Here is a 20,518-nt window from a genome sequence, read left to right as displayed (position 1 = left end):
TTTGTTCTTCGAGTGCAACCTGAATCAATTGAAACTAACGGTATGCGGGAAAACGTTCTCTGATCGTTCTTGTTTTGCGCGAGCTTCTGTGCTTGATTGCAATCCGGGGTCGTTTACCGCGTGTATTTGCCCCGCACCGGCGTATTGGGGGCAATGGTCATGGTTGCGCGTGTCGGCACGGTTGCATTTCAGGGCATAGAAGGCGTTCCGGTCGATGTGCAGGTCATGATCGGGCCGGGCAAGATCAATATGCATATAGTCGGCCTGCCGGACAAAGCGGTGGCCGAAAGCAGGGAGCGGGTACAGGCGGCTCTGCACGCGTCTGGCCTCGCTTTGCCACCGAAGAAAATAACCATCAATCTTGCGCCTGCCGACCTGCCCAAGGAAGGTTCGCATTTTGATCTGCCCATCGCGCTTGGGCTGATGGCGGTGCTCGGTGCCATCCCCGCTGATGCACTAGGCGGCTATATCGTACTCGGGGAACTCAATCTCGATGGCACGCTGGCTCACGTTGCTGGCGCGCTGCCGGCTGCGATAGGTGCAAATGCCGTGGGAAAAGGTCTGATCTGTCCGGCAGACAGCGGTGCCGAAGCCGCCTGGGCTGGAAACGAGATCGATATTCTCGCACCGCGCAGCCTGATTGCGCTTGCCAACCATTTTCGCGGCACACAGGTTCTGGCGCGCCCGCAACCAGCCATCCGGGCGCCGGCAACCGATCTGCCCGATCTTGCAGATATCAAAGGGCAGGAAAGCGCCAAAAGGGCGTTGGAAGTGGCGGCCGCCGGCGGCCATAACCTGCTGATGATCGGGCCACCTGGCTCCGGCAAATCCATGCTGGCCGCGCGGCTTCCCTCCATCCTGCCGCCTTTGACTGCGCCGGAATTGCTGGAAGTATCGATGATTCATTCCATCGCCGGTCAGCTTTCAGGCGGAAAACTGTCGGATCGCCGACCCTATCGCGCTCCGCATCACTCCGCCACCATGGCGGCTCTGGTTGGCGGCGGGTTGCGAGCGAAACCGGGGGAAGCGTCACTTGCTCATCACGGCGTGCTGTTCCTCGACGAGTTTCCCGAGTTTTCGCCACAGGTGCTGGATGCCCTGCGTCAGCCGCTGGAAACGGCTGAATGCGTGATTGCCCGTGCCAATCATCGCGTCACCTATCCGGCCGGTATCCAGCTTGTTGCGGCCATGAACCCCTGCCGTTGCGGCATGGCGGGCGAACCCGGCCATACCTGCGCGCGTGGCCCGCGTTGTGCCGGTGATTATCAGGCCCGCATTTCCGGGCCACTGATGGATCGTATCGATATCCGCATCGATGTGCCGGCGGTTTCTGCCGTTGACCTCATCCGCCCGGTGGCCGCAGAAAGCAGCGCCGATGTTGCCCGGCGCGTCGCCCGTGCCCGCGCTCGCCAGCAGCACCGTTTCGAAGAGATGGGGCAGAGGGGCATCACCACCAATGCCCGCTGTTCGACGTCGATGATCGAAACATTTGCTGCACCGGATCAAGCCGGGTTGCAATTGCTGCGCGACGCTGCGGAGAAACTTAAGTTTTCGGCGCGGGGCTATCACCGCGTGCTCAAGGTTGCCCGCACGCTGGCCGATCTCGATGACAAGGATACGGTCGGGCGCATCCATTTGGCGGAAGCGATTTCCTACAGGATGGCCGGGGAGAGAATGGCGATGGCGTCTGCGTGACGACGGTCAGGAATAGCCGGGCCGCTTGCGCAGCCCGGCAAGACATGTGATGGCGTCAGCCGCCAAGGCCTTCGAACAGCGCCGTCGAAAGATAACGCTCGGCAAAGGACGGAATGATCACGACAACGTTCTTTCCCGCATTTTCCGGACGGCTGCCGATCTCGATTGCCGCCTTCAGTGCAGCACCGGAGGAGATGCCCACCGGCACGCCTTCCAGCCGCGCCACATGGCGGGCGGTCTCCAGCGCGTCAGCGCTGGCGACGGTGACGATCTCGTCATAGATATCCGTGTCGAGAATTTTCGGCGCAAAACCGGCGCCAATGCCCTGTATCTTGTGCGGGCCGGGTTCGCCGCCGGAAAGTACCGGTGATTCTTTTGGCTCGACGGCAATAACCTTGACGTTCGGATTTCGTGCCTTCAGCACTTGGCCGACACCCGTAATCGTGCCGCCGGTGCCGATGCCTGCCACAAAAATATCGACCTTGCCGTCGGTGTCGTTCCAGATCTCTTCCGCCGTCGTCTTGCGGTGGATTTCCGGGTTGGCCGGATTTTCGAACTGCTGGGGAATGATGGCGTCGGGTGTGGAGGCAGCCAGTTCCTCGGCCTTGGCGATCGCGCCCTTCATCCCCTTTGCGCCCTCCGTCAGCACCAGTTCGGCGCCAAGAAGTGCCAGCATCTTGCGGCGTTCAATCGACATCGTTTCCGGCATGGTGAGGATCAGGCGGTAACCCTTGGCGGCTGCGGCAAAGGCGAGCGCAATGCCGGTATTGCCGGAGGTCGGCTCGATCAGCGTGGTCTTGCCCGGCGCGATACGGCCGCTCGCTTCCGCAGCTTCCAGCATGGCAACCCCGATACGATCCTTAACGGATGCGATCGGATTGAAGAATTCCAGCTTGGCCAGAATGTTGGCCTTCACGCCGTTTTCACTGGCCAGCTTGTCCAGCCGCACCAGCGGCGTGTCTCCGATTGTGTCTGTGATGGAGGAATAGATGCGGCCGCGGCCGGGCTTCTTGTCGGACATTGTCGTTCTCCGTTCAGGCATGTGATCGGAAAATAAGTGTTCTTGTCCGCCTATGCGAGAACAGTCTGACGGAACCTTCCTGTGGCATGAGAAAAAAACTCTGTTTTTCCGCCGTTCCGGGTTAAATCTTTCGCCACAACAAAGCATGTTGATAAACAGCAACTTGACCCGTCGGGAGCCATGTCGTGACCACAGCCCTTCTCATCATCGATGTGCAGAACGCCATCCTCTCGGGTCTCGGAGCGGGAGATCGACAGGTCGTGATCGACAAGGCGCTTGATGACCTCTGCACCCGCCTTGGCGCACTCAAGCAATCAGCCCGCGCAGCCGGAATTCCGGTCATTCTGGTGCAGCACGACGGCAGCGAGACGCACCGGCTTGCGAAAGGATCGAAAGGCTGGAAACTTCGACCCGAAATTGCTGCCGACGAAGGAGATGTTGTCGTGAGCAAACGGGCTTGCGACAGCTTTTTCGAAACCGATCTCGAAACCCGCCTGCAGGAGCGTGGCATTACTGGTCTCGTGGTCGGCGGCTGCATGACGCAGTTCTGCGTCGATACGACGGTGCGTCGCGCGGTTTCCATAGGCTACGACGTGACCCTGCTCGCTGACGGCCATATGACGGCGGACATGGGTGACTTGTCCTTCGAGGCGATCATCGATCATCACAACATGGTGCTGGACGATTTCGATGCTGGTGTGCATCTCGTGACGGTTCAATCGGTCGCAGATATCCGTTTCTGACAATCAGAAATGCGCCAGTTCCGGCAAGCGGATCGGGTCGATTGGGCGGCGATTGTCAGGGCCGCGCATCATCAGGACCAGTGGGTGGTCATCTGCCGCGGTTGTAACGCCGCATCCAAGACGGTCGGGCACGAAATCGACCGCCACGCGGCTCGGCGTCCGACCCATCGCGGACAAGATGTCGGCGAGTGCCGGTATGTCTTGCGCCACGATGTCGAGCAGTTCGAACGTATTTTCCCGGTTGAAACGCCAGGCGATGATCGCGTCCAGCCTTACCAGATAATCGAGCCGGACATCGTCTGACAGCCAGGCGTTTAGGAGAAACATTTCGCTTTGGCTCGCAACTGCAAAATGCTTGGAAACGGGCGTTCTCGTCGCCAGCATCTTTCGGGTCAGGGCGAGGTCGCCGGGTTGGTGGAGATCAAGTCGACGGGCAGACCAGCCGGCTCCGCCGACTGCCGGCATCTCTGCAAGAAACCGGCTTTGCGGCAAAACCACAAACCCGTGCTTTTCGTAAAGCGCCGGTTTCTCCGTGTAGAGCAACACGGCCTCGAAAGCCTGCGCATCACACCATGCAAGGGCCTTTTCCGTTACGTCTCGAAACAGCCCGCGTCCACGAAATTCCGGCCGCACGGCACCGGATTGCAGGCCAGCGGCGCGCACTGACCGGCCATCGATCATTGTCGGCATAGTAAAGGCGGAAAGATTGGCAATCAGCCGGTCGTCATCATCGAACCAGCCGAAGGCCATGCTGCTGGCATCATGCCCGCCCAGATGGTCGAGCGGGGTAATGTCGATGCCAAAGATGTCGTAGAGAAGCGCGGTCAGTGCTGCCCGGCGGGCAGCATCATCAAGGTCATATTGCCGGAATGTCAGGCCGCTCGCCTGAAGGACAGCCGCGCGGCCGGTCATTATACGCCGGTCGAACCGAAACCGCCGGCGCCGCGAGCGGTTTCGGTCGTTTCGGAAATCTCGGTCACACGAACCTGCGTCACCGGCGCAATTACCATCTGCGCGATCCGCATGCCGCGGGTGATGACAAAGTCCTCGTCGCTGAGATTGGCCAGAATGACTTTCACTTCACCGCGGTAATCGCTGTCGATCGTGCCGGGAGAGTTGAGGCAGGTGATGCCGTTCTTGAGGGCAAGACCGGAGCGCGGGCGAATCTGCGCTTCAAAGCCATGCGGAATCTCGAACACGAAGCCGGTCGGCACAAGCGCTCGCTTGCCCGGCGCGAGTGTGATGGCGCCGTCTTCGGCAACGGCTGCGCGCAGGTCCATGCCGGCGGCACCGGATGTTTCATAGGATGGAAGTTCCAGTCCGTCGCCATTCGGCAGGCGGAGGAGTTTCAGTTCGGGCGGTGAGGATGCGTGAATGTTCATAATCCTATTAGCAGGGCGGCAACTGTCGGGGTCAAACACGAATTGAAAGTTATCCACTAAGCCGCTAGAAGGCGGCAACTCAAAGGATTTGACAAAAATGGCCGAAACATTGGCAGAGGCGGTTTCCCGCCGCCGCACTTTTGCGATCATCGCCCACCCGGATGCCGGTAAAACCACGCTCACCGAAAAGCTGCTGCTGTTCGGCGGCGCCATTCAGCTCGCCGGTGAGGTCAAGGCCAAGAAGGATCGCATCCAGACGCGGTCCGACTGGATGAAGATCGAACGCGAACGCGGCATCTCTGTCGTGACCTCGGTGATGACCTTCGAATATGCCGACAAGGTCTTCAATATCCTCGATACGCCCGGTCACGAAGACTTTGCCGATGACACCTATCGTACGCTGACAGCCGTCGATGCGGCGATCATGGTCATCGACGCCGCAAAAGGTATTGAACCGCGAACGCTAAAGCTGTTCGAAGTCTGCCGCATGCGCGACATTCCGATCATCACCTTCATCAACAAGATGGACCGCGAAAGCCGCGACATTTTCGAGATCCTCGATGAGGTGGAAGAAAAGCTGGCGCTGGATACGGCTCCGATCACCTGGCCGATCGGCCGCTCCAAGAGTTTTTGCGGATCTTATCAGCTGGCGACAAACAAGGTGCGCGGTCCAGACAGTGAAGAGGCTGTAACTGTCAACGGCCCGCAGGCCGTGGCTGATCGTCTGCCGGAAAACGAACGCGCTGCATTTGTCGATGAAGTCGAACTGGCGCGGGAGGCTTGCCGTCCTTTCGACCGACAGGCTTTTCTCGAGGGCCATATGACGCCGGTATTCTTCGGCTCGGCGCTGCGTAATTTCGGGGTGCGTGATCTGATCAACGCGCTTGCCGACTTTGCGCCTCCGCCGCGCGATCAGGTGGCCGATATCCGCACGGTGCATGCCGCAGAAGAAAAGATGACCGCCTTCGTCTTCAAGATCCAGGCGAACATGGACCCGAACCACCGCGACCGTATCGCCTTTGCGCGCATCTGCTCCGGCAAGCTGGAGCGCGGCATGAAGGCGCGTCTGGCGCGCACGGGCAAGCAGCTGGGCCTCACTGCGCCGCAGTTCTTCTTTGCCTCGCAGCGCCATATCGCAGATACCGCTTTTGCCGGCGACGTTGTCGGCATTCCCAACCACGGCACGCTTCGTATCGGTGATACGCTGACCGAAGGCGAAAACCTGGTTTTCCAGGGCGTCCCGAACTTTTCGCCCGAAATTCTGCGCCGTGTCCGTCTTGAAGATGCGATGAAGGCGAAAAAACTCAAGGAAGCCCTGCAGCAGATGGCCGAGGAAGGCGTCGTGCAGCTGTTTTCGCCTGAAGACGGTTCACCAGCCATCGTTGGCGTCGTCGGTGCGCTGCAGCTGGATGTTTTGAAGGAGCGTCTGTCGGCAGAATATTCGCTGCCGGTCTCGTTCGAAATGTCGCGCTTCTCCGTGTGCCGCTGGGTGTCGTGTGATGACAAGGCGGAGCTGGAAAAATTCGTCACCGTCAAGCGCGGCGATATTGCCCGCGATCTCGATGGCGATCCGGTGTTTCTGGCGCAGGACTCGTTTTCGCTGCGGTATGAATCGGAGCGTTATCCGGCCATCAAGATGGCTGCCATCAAGGAATATCACGTCGCCAAGGCGGCGTGATTTTCAAGGCTCGTCGAGCTTTAATTTGGCACGTCCACTGGTAAGGTCGGAGATCAGCCGTGAAACGGTTTCGGTCTCCGCTTCCGGTATGCGTAGAACAAGGTCGGCGCCCGTTGCGCTAAACTGTTCCTCCGAGATGGCGAGATCGGTGATGACCAGAAGTTTTGCCTTTACGCGGGCCAGATCGGAAAATTCGATCTCCACAACACCCTGAATGGCGGGTTTCACCTCTACCAGCGATGCCGTACGCAAACAGGCCGCCGCCGTGCCGCCATAGGCGCGCACCAGTCCGCCACTGCCCAAAAGAATGCCGCCGAACCAGCGGGTAACGATCACCAGAACCTGATCCAGCGACTGGCCGTCGATTGCGGCAAGGATCGGCTTGCCCGCCGTGCCGCTTGGCTCCCCATCATCGGAAAAACGATAGGCCGAACCGATCCGCCAAGCCCAGCAATTGTGGTTGGCGTCGGCAAAGCCGTGTTCGGCCAGTGCAGCCTTTGCCTCTTCCTCGCTGGCAACGGGAAGGGCGATAGCCGCAAACCGGCTGTTCTTGACGGTCTGTTCGAATGTGACGGCTTGCGCGAGTTGGAACATGAGTGAGCTTTATCGCCGCATTCTCGTGAATGGAAGAGTGCCATTCTCGTCTCGATTTTCCGGAATTTTGCGGCAGATATCCTTCGTATCGATGTGATATGTTTTAAAAGACATATCGAGCATATGTGATCGGGAGAGATGAATTTGGTACGCGAAAACGAAATCCGCGAAAATGAGGTTCAGATCACACCGCCCGAGCCGACAGATGCTGGTCTGACCTTCATCGGCCGGATTTCGACGCCGTGGACATCTCGTATGGAAACACCGCGCCAGGGCCGTCACGATGGACCGCTGTGCCGGATCGAGATTTATGAGCCATGGGTGCCGGCGCTGAAGGGTGTCGAAAACTTCGAGCGTCTGGAAATTCTTTATTGGCTGCACCAATCGCGACGCGACCTCGTGCTGCAGAGCCCGGCCAGCAACGGCAAGATCCACGGGACGTTTTCGCTGCGCTCGCCGGTACGGCCGAACCCGATCGGCACATCGATCGTCAAACTGGAAGGGGTCGACGGCCATGTGCTTCTGGTTCGCGGCCTCGATTGTCTCGATGGCACGCCGTTGATCGACCTGAAACCCGACCGCACGCTGTTCAAGCCGATCGCGCCGCCACAGCCGGGAGATTTTCAGACGGACGAAAATCTTCCGTGCGCATAGCGGCTGGTTGGGGTGTTCAGTCGATTGCGACCATCACGTCGGATGCTTTGATCACGGCATAGGCGTCGGAACCGACAGTCAGTTCAAGCTCGTCGACCGCCTCGTTGGTGATTGATGAGGTGACGACGAGGCCATTGCCGAGGTCGATGCGGACATGGGCTGTGGTGGCGCCCTTGGTCACCTCGACGACCTTGCCTTTGAAGCGGTTGCGTGCGCTGATCTTCATAGTGTTTTCCTCCAAATGGTCTGACGCTGCCAGACAGAGCCCTGTGAGAAGTGGCTGTCAAGCATCCCGGATATCTCAATCCGCCGTCAGGTCTTTCAAAAAGTCGTCGCACCAGCGGTTGATATCGTATTCCAGCAGATGGTCCATCATCTCGCTCCACCGCTGTTTGCGCTCTTCCAGCGACATGCTGAGACCTCGCGCGATGGCGTGCGCAGTGCCTTCGATATCGTAGGGGTTCACCAGCAGCGCACCCTTCAGTTCGCGGGCCGCACCGGCAAAGCGGGACAGCACCAGCACACCCGGATCTTCCGGGTCCTGTGCCGCAACATATTCCTTGGCGACGAGATTCATGCCGTCGCGCAGCGGCGTCACAAGGCCGATCTTGGCAAGCCTGTAGAGGCCAGCCAGCAGCGGTCGTGCGATGGAGCGGTTGACGTAGCGGATCGGTGTCCAGTCCACTTGCCCGAGTGCGCCGTTCACGCGTCCCGCCTGTTCGGCCACGGTGCGCTGCATCTGCTCATATTCCGGCACTTCAGAGCGCGATTTCGGCGTGACCTGAAGATAGGTCACCTTGTTCTGGTAGGCCGGGTTGAGTTTCACGAACTGTTCGAACGCGTCGATGCGCTGGGTAATGCCCTTGGAATAATCCAGCCGGTCGACGCCGATGATGAGATCGCGGCCCTCGATGCTGTCATGGGCCTTCTTGACCATGACATTGCGGGCCGCCTTCACCGCATACTGGGCAAAGGCCTTGGTTTCGATCGAGATCGGATAGGCGCCACCTTTGAAGGTGCGGCCATAGGTGGAGAATTTCTTGCCACCCTCCAGCCGCTCACCAATGCCCTCCCGCACCAACCCGCCGCCAAAATTGTCGAGGTCGAAATCGGTGTGGAAGCCGACGAGGTCGTATTGCGAAAGCCCGCGCATGATCTGTTCATGCACCGGCATGGCAAACAGCACGTCGGCCGGCGGCCACGGGATATGCAGGAAGAAGCCGATTTTGTTCTTGATGCCCATCTGACGCAGTTCGGCAGCCAGCGGGATCAGGTGATAGTCATGCACCCATATGATGTCGTCTTCTTTTAGGAGCGGCGCCAGCTTGTGAGCGAAGAAGCGGTTGACGCGAAAATAACCGGCCATTTCCTTGCGGGCATATTCGGCCAGATCCAGTCGGTAATGACAGATCGGCCAGAGCACGCGGTTGGCAAAACCGTGGTAATATTCCTCAACGTCGGTATCGGTCAGGTCGGTCAGCGCATAGGTGATATTGCCGCGCTCGATGATGTCGAGCTTTTCCGGCTCGCGATCGCCGCTGGAATTGCCGGACCAGCCCATCCAGATGCCGCCGCGTTCCTCCAGCGCTGCCTGCAGGGCAACGGCAAGACCGCCGGCCGGTGCGTCACCGGCTTTTTTCGGAATGGTGACGCGGTTCGAAACGACCACAAGGCGGCTCAAGGCAAATTCCTTTCAGAGATTATCGGTATGATAGGCCGCTTAGCGCGCGAGGCCAGCCAGAATATCGCGAAGCTCCTGTGCGGAGGAAAGCAGCAGGGTTGCAGCGGTGGGGCTGCCATCCGGCAGGGTCTTGTCACCGATGCGGATCGAATGGCCGCCGAGTTCGTTGGCGGCGCGAAACATCGCCTCGTCGGTCAGGTCGTCGCCCACAGTAATGGGCAGGCGTCCGGCAAAGGGCGTTTCGCTCAGGAAGCGCTTCACGGCCTCACCCTTGCTGGCGCGGGCCGGGCGCAGCTCGATCACCATCTTGCCGCGTTGCAGAGAGAATTCGCTACCAGCCTTTTGTGCAGCACGTTCCATCAGCGCATCCAGTTCGGCCTGCCGCTCCGGCGCCTGACGATAATGAGCACCGACGGCCGCGCCCTTGTCTTCGATCAGAACGCCGTCCCATCCGGCCGCATCGGAGGCGATCTCCGCCTTTAACGCTTCGAATTCCGGTGTCACCGTGATGCGATCCACCGTGCCGTCTGCCATGCGCTGCTCCGCGCCATGCAGACCGGCAATCGGAAAGCGGTGCGGTTCAAAAAGCCTGTCGGCGTAGGAGAGGGCACGACCCGTCACCAATGCCAGAGCGCCGCCGAATTTTTGCGAGGCGGCTGCGAGATTGGACGGCAGTTCCGGCGGCACCACAATGCCGTCAGGCGTGGCGGCCAGATCGATCAGGGTGCCATCGATATCGAAAAATACGGCGAAACGGTCGAAATCGCCAAGGAGGTCGGAAACGCCGGAAGAGGACGGTGAGAGACCGCCATCATGTGTGGCTTCACGAGACTTTGCTTGCTGAGACATGGGGTGATAACTAGTCCGCATCCGCAGACCGGCAACCCCGCCTGCCCGGAAATGGCCATATATCGGGCATTCAGTACGCTATCGTTCGATGTTGCAGTTAAGCAACATTGTCTATGTGCGTTGCAAAATGTGAAGCCTCAACCGTCGTAATTCTGTCACGAATGCTGCTAGGTTAAGCTTTCGTTATCCAAATGCGTCGACCCTTCCACAAATGCGCCGCGTCTTGTTCGCGGTCTTGATCGGAGCAGTGAACCCCATGTGCCGTTGGGCCGCCTACCGTGGTAACCCTCTTTATCTCGAAGAGCTTGTATCCTCGCCCGCACATTCGCTGATCGAACAGTCCCATTGCGCCAACCGCGCCAAGACCGCCACCAATGGCGATGGCTTTGGCATCGCCTGGTATGGTGATCACCCGGAACCCGGTCGTTACCGCGATATCCTGCCGGCATGGTCGGATTGTAATCTGCGCAGCCTCTCCCGTCAGATCCGCTCGCCGCTTTTCCTCGCGCATGTGCGCGCCGCCACCAATGGCGGCACACGTCGCGATAACTGTCACCCCTTCGTGCATGGTCGCTGGTCGTTCATGCACAATGGCCAGATTTCCGGGTTCGAGCGCATTCGCCGTCGTATGGAGGCGCTGCTGCCCGATACGCTGTTCGATGCCCGCGCAGGCACCACCGATTCCGAGCTTCTGTTCCTGCTCGCCCTGCATTTCGGTCTTGAGAACGATCCTTTTGGCGCCGTGGCGGAAGCCATCGCCACGGTCGAGGATTTTTCCCATCGCCATGGCGGCGATGCATTGGTACGCTTTACCGCAGCGTTTTCAGACGGAAATCAGCTTTACGCGGTGCGTTATGCTACCGACCACAAGCCGCCGACGCTGTATGCGGCGCCGATGGGCGGGAAATGCGGAAAGACGACGGGTTATTGCCTCGTATCTGAGCCGCTCAATGACGATGTCGATGCCTGGATGGAAATTCCGGATGGCAGCGCCATCACGCTTTGCGACGATGGCATGAAGCGGGAAGCCTTTCAGCCCAAGCTTATGTCGGAAGCTGCCTGATCATTTGCCAGGCAGGGTGATGCCTAGTTCCGTGCGGAGTTTTTTGGTCAGCCCCGCCGCAACCAGTTCGTAGGATCGGATCATGTAATGCGCCACCTCGTCCTGTGACAGCGGCGCGCCCGATCCGATCTGCACCCATTTGCGCTTGGCGAAATAGGGTGCCTGGCCGATACCCTCGAGCGCCGTCAGGATCTCAAAACTTTCTTCCGAACATTTGACGACGATACGCGCCTCATCGTCGCCCAGAAGCGCAAATGCCTTGTCGCCCACCTTGGCCACATGGCTGTCCCACTGGTCCACGAATGTCGTGCCGGGCAGCTTTTTCACAAAGGCATCAAAATCCTTTTTCGTGAACAGGCTCATATCCGCACCCCCGTGTTTCAGCCGGCAAACCGTGCCGCAATCAATGCCGCCAGACGTTCGGCCACATCATCCTTGGCAAGGTCGGGCCACACATCGATTCCATCGGCCGAGATGATGTTGACACGGTTGCGGTCACCGCCCATCACGCCGTTTTCAGGTGATACATCGTTGGCGACGATCATGTCAGCGCCCTTGCGCTCCAGCTTGGCGCGGCCGTTAGTTTCCACATTTTCGGTTTCGGCGGCAAACCCGACAACCAGCCTGGGCCGTTGTGCATGATGGCCGACAGTTTTCAGAATGTCCGGGTTTTCCGTCAGCGCCAGCGGCGCAGGTGCCTCGCCCGGCTGCTTTTTGATCTTCTGGTCCGCCGATGCCGCCACACGCCAGTCCGCCACTGCCGCGACCATCACGGCGATATCCGCCGGCAATTGCGCTTCCACGGCAGCCAGCATGTCGCGTGCCGATTCCACGCGCAGCACGGTCACGCCAGCCGGATCGGCGATTGTCACCGGGCCGGAAATCAGCATCACGTCCGCACCGAGTTTCGCCAAGGCCGCAGCAATCGCATGCCCCTGTTTGCCGGAGGAACGATTGGCGATGTAGCGCACCGGGTCGATCGGCTCATGTGTCGGTCCGGAGGTAACGATCACCTTGCGGCCTAGGAGCGGCTTCGGCCCGGTATCCAGTTTCGCGATGACGGCATCAACTATCTGTAGCGGCTCGGCCATTCGACCAACACCCGCCTCGTTGCTTTCGGCCATCTCGCCCGCCATCGGCCCGATGAAGGCAATGTCGTCTGCTTTCAGCGTTTCGACATTGCGTCGTGTCGCCTTCGCCTCCCACATTTTTGGGTTCATTGCCGGTGCGATCAGAACGGGCCGGTCGGTGGCAAGCAGCACGGCGCTGGCGAGATCATCAGCCAGACCATGCGCCATCTTTGCCATCAGGTTGGCCGTTGCTGGCGCCACCAGAACGAGATCGCAGTCGCGCGCCAGACGGATATGCCCGACATCCTGTTCGTCTTCGCGTGAAAACAGCTCGGTATAAACATGGCCGGAGGACAATGCGCCGACGGCAAGCGGCGTAACGAATTCCTGCGCTGCCTGTGTCATCACCGGCCGCACCTCGGCGCCGCGTTCGCGCAACCGGCGGATCAGGTCGAGGCTTTTATAGGCCGCGATGCCGCCGCTGATGATAAGAAGAATACGCTTGCCCGAAAGATCCATGGCTCTGCCCTAAAATGTTGGCCGGAAGCTAAGCCTTTGAGGCAGAAGTTGCAATCGTACGAAATGTACGGCGTGAGGTCTGGTCATCAGGGGCGACGTGCGGGGGTAGCAGCCGCAGCCGGCGTCACGCCCGGCGTGGTCAGCTTGAAATCCGCCAGTTCCTTCGGCGTCAGGTAATAAAGCCGATCCGGCGGTGTCTCTAGCGCCTTTAGCCAGACGCCGGCGCCAATGCCCATCTCTTCCAGATGCCGGGCAATCCGTGCCGTTGTGGATTGCGCCGCCGACATCGCCTCTTCCGGCGAAGGCCGCTCGCGGCTGCCGTTAAAAACCTGATGCACGCCGATCACGGCATCCTTTTCCGCAATCCGTATCACGCCGCCGGCAAACACGATCGGGCATGAAGACGCGCAGAGCGCCTTTTCCTTGACCCTCGTGACCAGCTTCTTTTCGCGGACCAGTTTCGACATGGCAATCGCGTCTTCCACCGAGCCACCCGGAGAATTAAGCGCCACCGTCTTCACATATTCGCCACGCGCTTCGATTTCCGTTTTGAAACGCTCGGCTGCACCGGGATCTATCGCTCCTTCAGCCAGCAGAACGCCGCCGCCGATCAGGTTAAACGTAATCGGCTTGCGCAGCACCTCGGCCGGGCTTGCCGGCTCCACCGGTGGTGCATGCGGTTTGCCCTCGGTCAGTGCCGGCGGCAGAACAGGCGCATCCGTCGTCAGCGGATCGTGACCGGGCAGGCTTGTATCCGTCTTGGTGGTGGCCACCTCATAGACATCGACGGCGAGAAAGGTCACCGCCGCACCCAGCAGCATGTAGAAGGCCGTGCGCATGATCGCGCCGTCATCGATCGACACCAGAACCTGTTTCAGGCTGCGACGCGGTTTTGGCTCGGCCGTGGCATTGGTGGCGACGGATCGGCTGAACTGGTTCACGGATCAAGGGCCCTTGCGCGGATTTTTCGCCGGATCGAAGCTCGCGACATTGGTGGCGTGATGGGTGTCGTCGCCTTCCGTTGTCCGCTGATGATGATCGTCGCGTGAAAAGTGCTCGTCATCCCGGTATTCGGTCCGGTTGTCAGCTTCGTGTTCTCGTTGCGCACGTGCGTCGGCTGCGGCCAGCGCTACCTCTTCAGCTGTCGCAGCCTCACTCACCTTCGCCTCAGCTCCTTTTTCCGAAATCGCCTTCTGCAGCGCCAGCGTTTCCATCAGTTCGGCCACCGTCAGTCGTTCGGCAAAAGACATGCCTTCTTCCTGCCGGCGAATGGAGCCGTGAACGATCGCAAGGATGAACACCATCACGCCGGGCAGAAGGTCGATGGAAATGGCGCCGGCCCATGCCGGAATGAAGTCATAGGCATATTGCAGCACGGCTTCGGCCGGTGACATAGGCACGAAACGGCGCTCGGCGGCGGGCGGTCGCTCTAGGATTTCGTCGGCTGCCTTGGCCAGCGCCTTCGATTGTGAGGCGACGGACGCCTTCACCGTCTCCATCACCTGGTTCTGGCGGTTGACGAGGTCGGGTGCCGCGCCGTCCGGAACCGGCGCGATGAAGCCGAGCGAAAGGTCGTCGGCGGCACGACGGATCGAGGGCGCAACGGACATCTGCGAAAGCTGCGTCATGACATTGGTGAGTGCCACCGCTTCCGCCGAAAACTGGTCGGCACGCGGCTCGATGGCGCCCGGTGTCGAGAGGATGGTGCGCATCGTCTCTAGCCGCTTCTGGCCCTGTTCCACCAGTTCGCTGACCTGCTCACGCGAGGCATTGATATTGCCTTCCAGCGATTTCATCTGCGCCGACATCTGGGTCAGCAACTGCACGACGCTGCCGGAACCGGTGGTGCCCGTCAGTGAACCGGACTGGCGCTCGACGCCGGCCAATTGGGAAAAGCGTTCGGAAGCGCGCTGGATATCAGGCAGTAGGCTTTGTGCGGCCAGCGCATTCTGGTGAGCGCGATCGAGGTCAGCGGAGTAATCTTCAACCGAACGGGCCAGATGCCGTTCCACCGCAGCGGAGCCGGCAAGGGCGGCGGCATTCAGCCAGCTCGACATCGCCATGATCATCGCGCAGCCTGCAGCCATCACGAACAAAAGGCCGGTGCGTCCGGTGCGGCTCGTCACATGCGGATAGAACCGCATCATGTAGGACCAGAAGGCATAGATGCCGACAGAGACCGAAACGGAATAGATGATGGCGGCGAAAAATACCGCCGTCGGTGATCCGTCGAGGATCGTGCGTGCGCCCAGATAGGTATAGACGCCGGAGGCCAGCGCTAGCACGGCCAGCGCAAAACGGGTCATGGTTTCGACGGCAGCGACGCCGTCAGTCAAGCGGTGCGAAGCGCCAAGCGCCATGAGGCCTCCAGAGGCAAAGAAAAAGGAATGTATTCCTTTAACAAAGAATGAAGATCAGGGCGGAATGATGGCTGTGCACCAGTGACGTCGTCAATGGTCGTCATAGGTTTTCTGGCGTGGCAGCAGACTTTCAAGATTTGCGGTTAATGGCGACCGCTGGTTTTTCAGTATCGCCAATGCCAGCCGCGCTACCAATGGTTCGCCTTCCAGAGGTCTGTAGGTCACGCCTTCCAGCCGAATCTGTGCCAGTGACGCCGGCACGACCGATATGCCGAGATCCGCGGCGACGAGGTTGACCACCGCCGTCATCTGTGGCGCTTCCTGCCGCACATTGAGTTCGAAGCCGGCGGCGCGGCAGGCAAGCACGATGTCGTTATAGAGGCTCAATCCCACCTGGCGCGGAAACACGACGAATGGTTCGCCGGCAAGTGCAGAAAGCGGCAGTCGGCGATGTGCTGCCAGCCGGTGTTGTATGGGTAAGGCCACCAGCATCGGTTCATCCGGTAGGCGTCGCAGCCTCACATCCTTCGGGTCCTCCAGTCCGGGGCGAATGAAAACGGCATCCAGTTCGCCACGCATCAATCGGTCCAACAGCAGATTGCTGTTCATTTCCGTGAGCGACAGGTCGACGTCGGGCCATGTGGCGCGATAACGGCGGATCACGCCGCTGACAACCGGCGTAAAGGCGGCGGAGGCGGTAAATCCCAGCATAAGCCGTCCCGTTTCGCCGCGGCTGGCACGCAGCGCCGCCAATTTTGCGCGCTCGGCGGCGGCAATGGCACCCTTCGCCTCCTGCAGAAACGCTGCGCCGGCCGCTGTCAATTCCGCCCCATGCGGCACGCGGTGAAACAGCTGCACACCAATTTCGTTTTCGAGATCGCGGATCTGCTGGCTAAGCGGCGGTTGACCGATGCCGAGCGCTTGTGCCGCGCGGGTAAAATTGCCGGCCTCGGCGACGGCTAGAAAATAGCGGATGTGCCGGAGTTCCATATGTCAGGCCATCTGTAAAACCTATCAAGATTGACTGTATCATATATTGGACTAATGGCGAGGGGCGGCGTAGATCGTTTTCCGGGAGGTATTTTGAAGGCAAGCAGACATGTTTCGCGTCGCGGAAAACACGCTCGATCAGCCCATTCCCCCACAGGCGCTTCAGCCGGCACCGGTTCTCGCTAATCCCATCGAGCCGGACTATTTGGCCAAAGGCAGTTGCGCCTATAATCGCGCCAGCATCGCGCTGTTCCTGTCCGGTTTCGCAACATTTTCGCTGCTATATTGCGTGCAGCCGCTGATGCCGTTGTTCTCGCATGATTTTGGTGTCACACCGGCCGCAAGCTCGCTGTCTCTGTCGCTCTGCACGGGTTTTCTCGCCTTCTCCATCTTTCTGGCCGCCGCCATTTCCGAACAGTTCGGCCGGCGCAGCCTGATGTTCGCATCGCTGCTCGGTTCGGCCATCTGTACCATCATCTGTTCCATGATCACGGACTGGAACCTGCTTCTGGTCATCCGGGCGCTGCAGGGTTTTCTGCTGGGTGGCGCTCCGGCTGTTGCCGTGGCCTATCTGGCGGAAGAGGTAGAGCCGCGCGGGCTTGGCGCTACGGTTGGGCTTTATATCGCAGGCACGGCCTTCGGGGGCATGTGCGGCCGCGTCGTCACCGGCACACTGGTGGAAATGTTCACCTGGCGACCGGCGCTTGCCATCATGGGCCTGCTTGGACTTGCAGCCGCTATCGGCTTCTTCAGGCTGCTGCCGCCCTCGCGCCATTTCACGCCGCATCGTGGTTTTGATCCAAAATTCCATCTCTCCGCGTGGCTTGGTCACATGCGCAATCCGGCTTTGCCATGCCTGTTTGCCGTCAGCTTTCTGGTGATGGGCGCCTTCGTCACCAGCTATAATTACATCGGCTACAGATTGGTCGCGGCACCATACAATCTCGGCCAGACGGCGCTGGGCATGATTTTCACGGTCTACGTCTTCGGTATCCTTGCTTCATGGGGCGCCGGTCGACTGGGTGATCGCTTTGGCGCGTTCAGGGTCATGCCGGTCGGCTTGCTGACGGCGGCCATTGGTTGCCTGCTGACGCTGTTTTCGCCGCTGCCGCTGATCATCGCCGGCATCGTGCTTCTGACCATCGGTTTTTTCATGAGCCATTCGCTTGCGAGCGCGCAAGTCGCAAAACTGGCGCGCGGCACCAAGGGCCATGCCTCCTCGCTTTATCTACTCGCCTATTACATGGGCTCCAGCATTGCCGGCACAGTTGGTGGGGTCTTCTTTGCCGCTGCCGGATGGCCTGCCATCGTCAGCTTCACCGTCGGCATGTTGGTGGTCGCCATCATCTGCGGCCTTGGCGCAAAAATGCTGGCGGCGCGGTAGTTTTGGAACGCGCGTTACCCCAGCTTGATATGCGGTACGCCCTTCCTCTCCACCTCGTCCAGCGCCTCGTCATAACCGGCATCGGCATACCGGATGACGCCCAGTGCCGTATCATTGGTCAGCGCATTGTCGAGCCTCTCTTCGGCTTCGGCCGTTCCATCGGCCACCACCGTTACGCCGCAACTGGTCATGTAACCGGCATAACCGCCTCCGCCGGAATGCACGACCACGAGGTCCGCCATTGAAGAACACAACATCATCGCATCCAGCAGCGGCCAGTCGGCAATCGCATCCGATCCGTCCTTCATCCGCTCGGTCATGATGTTTGGATGCGCCATGGCGCCGGCATCGAGATGATCGCGGGAAAAGGCGATCGGTCCGGCCAGTTCGCCTTTCGCCACCAGTGCGTTCACCTTGAGCGCCAAGGCTGTACGCTCGCCATGGCCCAGCCATGCGATGCGTGCCGGCAATCCCTCGAACGGGATGTTTTCACGGGCCAGCCGCACCCAGTTGGTGATGATTTTATTGTCCGGGAACATTTCTACCAGCAAATCATCAATGCGAGCGATGTCGCTGGCTTCGCCCGAGAGCGCCATCCAACGGAAGGGGCCGATGGCGCGGGCAAACAGTGGCCGAAGATAGGCTTCGGTGAAAATCGGGATGTCGAATGCGTTGGCCACGCCCCCCTCACGCGCCTGCGTGCGGATTAGGTTGCCATTGTCGAACACTTCCGAACCGGCCGTCTGGAAATCCAGCATGGCGTGAACATGGTCAACGATCGAGGCGCGGCTTGCCGCCATCAACTGGCCCTGACCATCCTTGCGCAGGCTTTTGACCGTTGCCAGATCCATGCCCTTCGGCACGTAGCCGTAAACTAGGTCATGTGCCGAGGTCTGGTCGGTGACGATATCCGGCACGATGCCGCGCTGATAAATTTCCGGGTAAAGTGCTGCCGCATTGCCGACGAGACCGATGGAGATGGCACGCCTCTCCTTCACCGCCGCATCGATCATCGCCAGTGCCGCATCGAGATCGGGGGCAATCTCGTCAAGATAACCGATCGCCTTGCGCTTGGCGGCGCGTTCCGGGTCGATATCGATGCACAGGATCGCCGCTCCTGCCATGCGGCCGGCGAGCGGTTGCGCGCCCCCCATGCCGCCAAGACCTGCGGTCAGGATAAAACGACCGGCCAGATCTCCACCGAACCGGCGCTCGGCGATCCGCATGAAAATTTCATACGTGCCCTGAATGACGCCCTGACTGCCGATATATTGCCAGGCGCCAGCAGTCAGCCCGCCCCAGCAGATCAGCCCCTTGCGCTCCAGCTCGTAAAAATACTCGGCCTTCGCCCATTGGCCGACGATGTTGCAATTGGCCATAATGACGAGCGGCGCCTTTGCATGGGTCTTCATCAGCCCCACCGGCTTGCCGGATTGAATCAGCAGTGTCTGGTCTTCGTGCATCGTCGTCAGTGTCTCGACAATGGCTTTATGCGCCGCCCAATTGCGCGCCGCCTTGCCGAGTGCGGCATAGACCACGAGATTGTCCGGGTCCTCGCCCACCGACAGCACGTTTTCCAGAAGCCGCAGCAGGGCCTCCTGCCGCCAGCCTTTGGCGCGCAGGTCCGGCCCGCCGGGAATGGGGAAGCTGGGGTGACGTGAATTGGGTTTGGGCATGCGGGTCTCCTCGTGTGGAAATTTGATCGGGCGGGGCCCTGCCGCAAACTCCGCTTTGCTATCGGCGCTCTGCCAGCGCATATTTCGCAATCTCGATTCCCATCGCCTTCTCCACGTAAGGATAAACGGTCGGATCAAGCACGCTGGAAGACAGCGGCAAAATCTCCATCGGCACATGCAGAACAAAAACCTTCATGCCGACCGATAGCTGGCCCACACTCAGCGGCTCGCCGTCGGGGGACAGCGTGGTGATCACGGAGGGAAAGGTTGCGACGCGATTGCCGCCGGCATCTTCCACCGCCATGTATTCGTTCATCACATGCAGCACCGCTGCCTTGTTGCCGGTACCGATTGTAATGGTGCCGATATCGAAGGCTTCCGGGGTGTAAACGACATCCTTGGCGGTAATCTCGCCCTCGGCAATGATTTCGCCACCGGTCGTCTTGCAGATCGCGTCGATCACGGCCGAACCAGTTCGTTTTTCCGCCTCGATGATCGCTTCGCCCAGTGTCAGTGCCAGTGAGATGCCGCCCAGCGCCGCGTGGCTGCGCACATAAGAAGCTCGCAACGGATTGCGGCAGGAGGCAATGAACCCGCCGGACTGATCGGCCGCCGTTCGCAGCACCGGCGAAATTTTTGCCGTCGCACCGCGCACGACAAGCTCGATATAACGGTGCTCCTCGCGGTTGCCGCCGACTGCCGTCTGGATCATCGGTTCGGGAGAACCCGCCATGCCGATCGAGCCCATGTCGCCGGTCGGGTGAGCACGAACGTCGCCCACCGCATCCACCACCTTCGTGCCGAGCACGGCGGAAGGCAGCCAGGCATTCAGCGTTGAGGATTTGCCGTTCTGGCCGATGATCAGGCCCGACAGCTTTTCGCCTAAGGTTTCCTGCAGGATCTGGACGGCGCGGATATAGTCGACACCGCGCATTTCCCAAGGCGTGGTCGAGGCGGGTGCGCCGATCGCGGCGGCGGTTGCCACCCAGTCGTCGTCCTTCAATTCGTCGATCGATACCAGTTCCGGCTTGCCCACGGCCACGGCCGCATAACCCAGCATGCGTCCATGATCCGCCCAGCCGCCGCCACCGGCGGCATAAACGGAACCGCCCTTTACCGCTGCCTCGACATCCTTCTCGACCAGTATGCGTCCCATCGT

20 protein-coding genes are annotated in these 20,518 nt (G+C 60.1%); 6 read left to right on the top strand and 14 right to left on the bottom strand.

Going from position 1 to position 20,518, the window contains the following annotated elements; all coding sequences use genetic code 11:
• The first annotated feature begins 159 nt into the window (after positions 1-159).
• Entirely contained in the window at positions 160-1,695 is a 1,536-nt protein-coding gene (locus GAO09_RS01670; RefSeq protein WP_153352316.1) for a YifB family Mg chelatase-like AAA ATPase, read from the top strand.
• 55 nt (positions 1,696-1,750) lie between these two features.
• Here GAO09_RS01670 and cysK read toward each other — a convergent pair whose 3' ends face one another.
• Positions 1,751-2,716 (bottom strand): cysteine synthase A, encoded by a 966-nt coding sequence (gene cysK / locus GAO09_RS01665; RefSeq protein ID WP_153352315.1) that lies wholly within the window; start codon positions 2,714-2,716, stop codon positions 1,751-1,753.
• A 185-nt stretch (positions 2,717-2,901) separates the two neighbouring features.
• On the opposite strand from cysK, the gene GAO09_RS01660 reads away from it, so the two are divergent.
• The gene (locus GAO09_RS01660) at positions 2,902-3,459 is read left to right on the top strand and encodes a cysteine hydrolase family protein (protein ID WP_338015036.1); all 558 of its coding nucleotides are present in this window, start codon (positions 2,902-2,904) and stop codon (positions 3,457-3,459) included.
• Between the two features lie 3 nt (positions 3,460-3,462).
• Here the strand turns inward: GAO09_RS01660 and GAO09_RS01655 are convergent, their stop codons facing one another.
• On the bottom strand, positions 3,463-4,371 hold the full coding sequence (locus tag GAO09_RS01655) for a GNAT family N-acetyltransferase (protein ID WP_153352314.1): 909 nt from the start codon (positions 4,369-4,371) through the stop codon (positions 3,463-3,465).
• Entirely contained in the window at positions 4,371-4,841 is a 471-nt protein-coding gene (dut, locus tag GAO09_RS01650) for a dUTP diphosphatase (protein ID WP_153352313.1), read from the bottom strand. The genes GAO09_RS01655 and dut overlap by 1 nt, the downstream gene beginning before the upstream one ends.
• Positions 4,842-4,938: 97 nt before the next feature.
• Here dut and GAO09_RS01645 point away from each other — a divergent pair, with 97 nt between their 5' ends.
• Complete coding sequence (locus tag GAO09_RS01645; protein WP_153352312.1) at positions 4,939-6,519, top strand: peptide chain release factor 3; 1,581 nt, start codon at positions 4,939-4,941, stop codon at positions 6,517-6,519.
• A 3-nt stretch (positions 6,520-6,522) separates the two neighbouring features.
• Here the strand turns inward: GAO09_RS01645 and GAO09_RS01640 are convergent, their stop codons facing one another.
• A complete protein-coding gene (locus tag GAO09_RS01640) occupies positions 6,523-7,113 on the bottom strand; it encodes an IMPACT family protein (RefSeq protein WP_153352311.1) in 591 nt (196 codons plus the stop codon).
• Between the two features lie 144 nt (positions 7,114-7,257).
• Between GAO09_RS01640 and tsaA the strand changes: the two genes are divergently transcribed.
• Entirely contained in the window at positions 7,258-7,767 is a 510-nt protein-coding gene (tsaA, locus tag GAO09_RS01635) for a tRNA (N6-threonylcarbamoyladenosine(37)-N6)-methyltransferase TrmO (RefSeq protein WP_153352310.1), read from the top strand.
• Between the two features lie 16 nt (positions 7,768-7,783).
• Here tsaA and GAO09_RS01630 read toward each other — a convergent pair whose 3' ends face one another.
• From GAO09_RS01630 to otsB, 3 genes are all read right to left on the bottom strand, one after another.
• Positions 7,784-7,993 (bottom strand): TOBE domain-containing protein, encoded by a 210-nt coding sequence (locus GAO09_RS01630; RefSeq protein WP_153352309.1) that lies wholly within the window; start codon positions 7,991-7,993, stop codon positions 7,784-7,786.
• Between the two features lie 75 nt (positions 7,994-8,068).
• A complete protein-coding gene (gene otsA / locus GAO09_RS01625; protein ID WP_153352308.1) occupies positions 8,069-9,448 on the bottom strand; it encodes an alpha,alpha-trehalose-phosphate synthase (UDP-forming) in 1,380 nt (459 codons plus the stop codon).
• A gap of 39 nt (positions 9,449-9,487) precedes the next feature.
• Positions 9,488-10,297 (bottom strand): trehalose-phosphatase, encoded by an 810-nt coding sequence (gene otsB / locus GAO09_RS01620; RefSeq protein ID WP_153352307.1) that lies wholly within the window; start codon positions 10,295-10,297, stop codon positions 9,488-9,490.
• A gap of 256 nt (positions 10,298-10,553) precedes the next feature.
• Between otsB and GAO09_RS01615 the strand changes: the two genes are divergently transcribed.
• Positions 10,554-11,360 carry a class II glutamine amidotransferase gene (locus GAO09_RS01615; RefSeq protein ID WP_153352306.1) on the top strand — a complete coding sequence of 269 codons (807 nt, stop codon included), beginning with the start codon at positions 10,554-10,556 and terminating at the stop codon, positions 11,358-11,360.
• Here the strand turns inward: GAO09_RS01615 and GAO09_RS01610 are convergent, their stop codons facing one another.
• From GAO09_RS01610 to GAO09_RS01590, 5 genes are all read right to left on the bottom strand, one after another.
• A complete protein-coding gene (locus GAO09_RS01610; RefSeq protein WP_153352305.1) occupies positions 11,361-11,723 on the bottom strand; it encodes an MmcQ/YjbR family DNA-binding protein in 363 nt (120 codons plus the stop codon). It abuts the gene before it with no gap.
• Between the two features lie 17 nt (positions 11,724-11,740).
• The gene (gene coaBC / locus GAO09_RS01605) at positions 11,741-12,949 is read right to left on the bottom strand and encodes a bifunctional phosphopantothenoylcysteine decarboxylase/phosphopantothenate--cysteine ligase CoaBC (RefSeq protein WP_153352304.1); all 1,209 of its coding nucleotides are present in this window, start codon (positions 12,947-12,949) and stop codon (positions 11,741-11,743) included.
• Positions 12,950-13,035: 86 nt separating this feature from the next.
• Entirely contained in the window at positions 13,036-13,788 is a 753-nt protein-coding gene (locus GAO09_RS01600; protein ID WP_153352690.1) for a COG3904 family protein, read from the bottom strand.
• A gap of 105 nt (positions 13,789-13,893) precedes the next feature.
• Positions 13,894-15,309, bottom strand: a complete 1,416-nt coding sequence (locus GAO09_RS01595; protein WP_235937879.1) for a hypothetical protein — start codon at positions 15,307-15,309, stop codon at positions 13,894-13,896.
• Between the two features lie 90 nt (positions 15,310-15,399).
• Positions 15,400-16,299, bottom strand: a complete 900-nt coding sequence (locus GAO09_RS01590; RefSeq protein WP_153352303.1) for a LysR family transcriptional regulator — start codon at positions 16,297-16,299, stop codon at positions 15,400-15,402.
• A gap of 109 nt (positions 16,300-16,408) precedes the next feature.
• On the opposite strand from GAO09_RS01590, the gene GAO09_RS01585 reads away from it, so the two are divergent.
• A complete protein-coding gene (locus GAO09_RS01585) occupies positions 16,409-17,683 on the top strand; it encodes an MFS transporter (protein ID WP_153352302.1) in 1,275 nt (424 codons plus the stop codon).
• A 14-nt stretch (positions 17,684-17,697) separates the two neighbouring features.
• On the opposite strand, the gene GAO09_RS01580 is transcribed toward GAO09_RS01585, so the two are convergent.
• Positions 17,698-19,359: a urocanate hydratase gene (locus GAO09_RS01580; protein ID WP_153352301.1), complete on the bottom strand. Its 1,662-nt coding sequence runs from the start codon at positions 19,357-19,359 to the stop codon at positions 17,698-17,700.
• Positions 19,360-19,417: 58 nt separating this feature from the next.
• Entirely contained in the window at positions 19,418-20,515 is a 1,098-nt protein-coding gene (locus tag GAO09_RS01575; protein ID WP_153352300.1) for a DUF917 domain-containing protein, read from the bottom strand.
• Positions 20,516-20,518 lie beyond the last annotated feature (3 nt).

The sequence above is a fragment of the Endobacterium cereale genome, from assembly GCF_009617585.1.
Classification (GTDB): domain Bacteria; phylum Pseudomonadota; class Alphaproteobacteria; order Rhizobiales; family Rhizobiaceae; genus Neorhizobium; species Neorhizobium cereale.
This window is presented reverse-complemented; position numbering and strand designations above follow the sequence as displayed.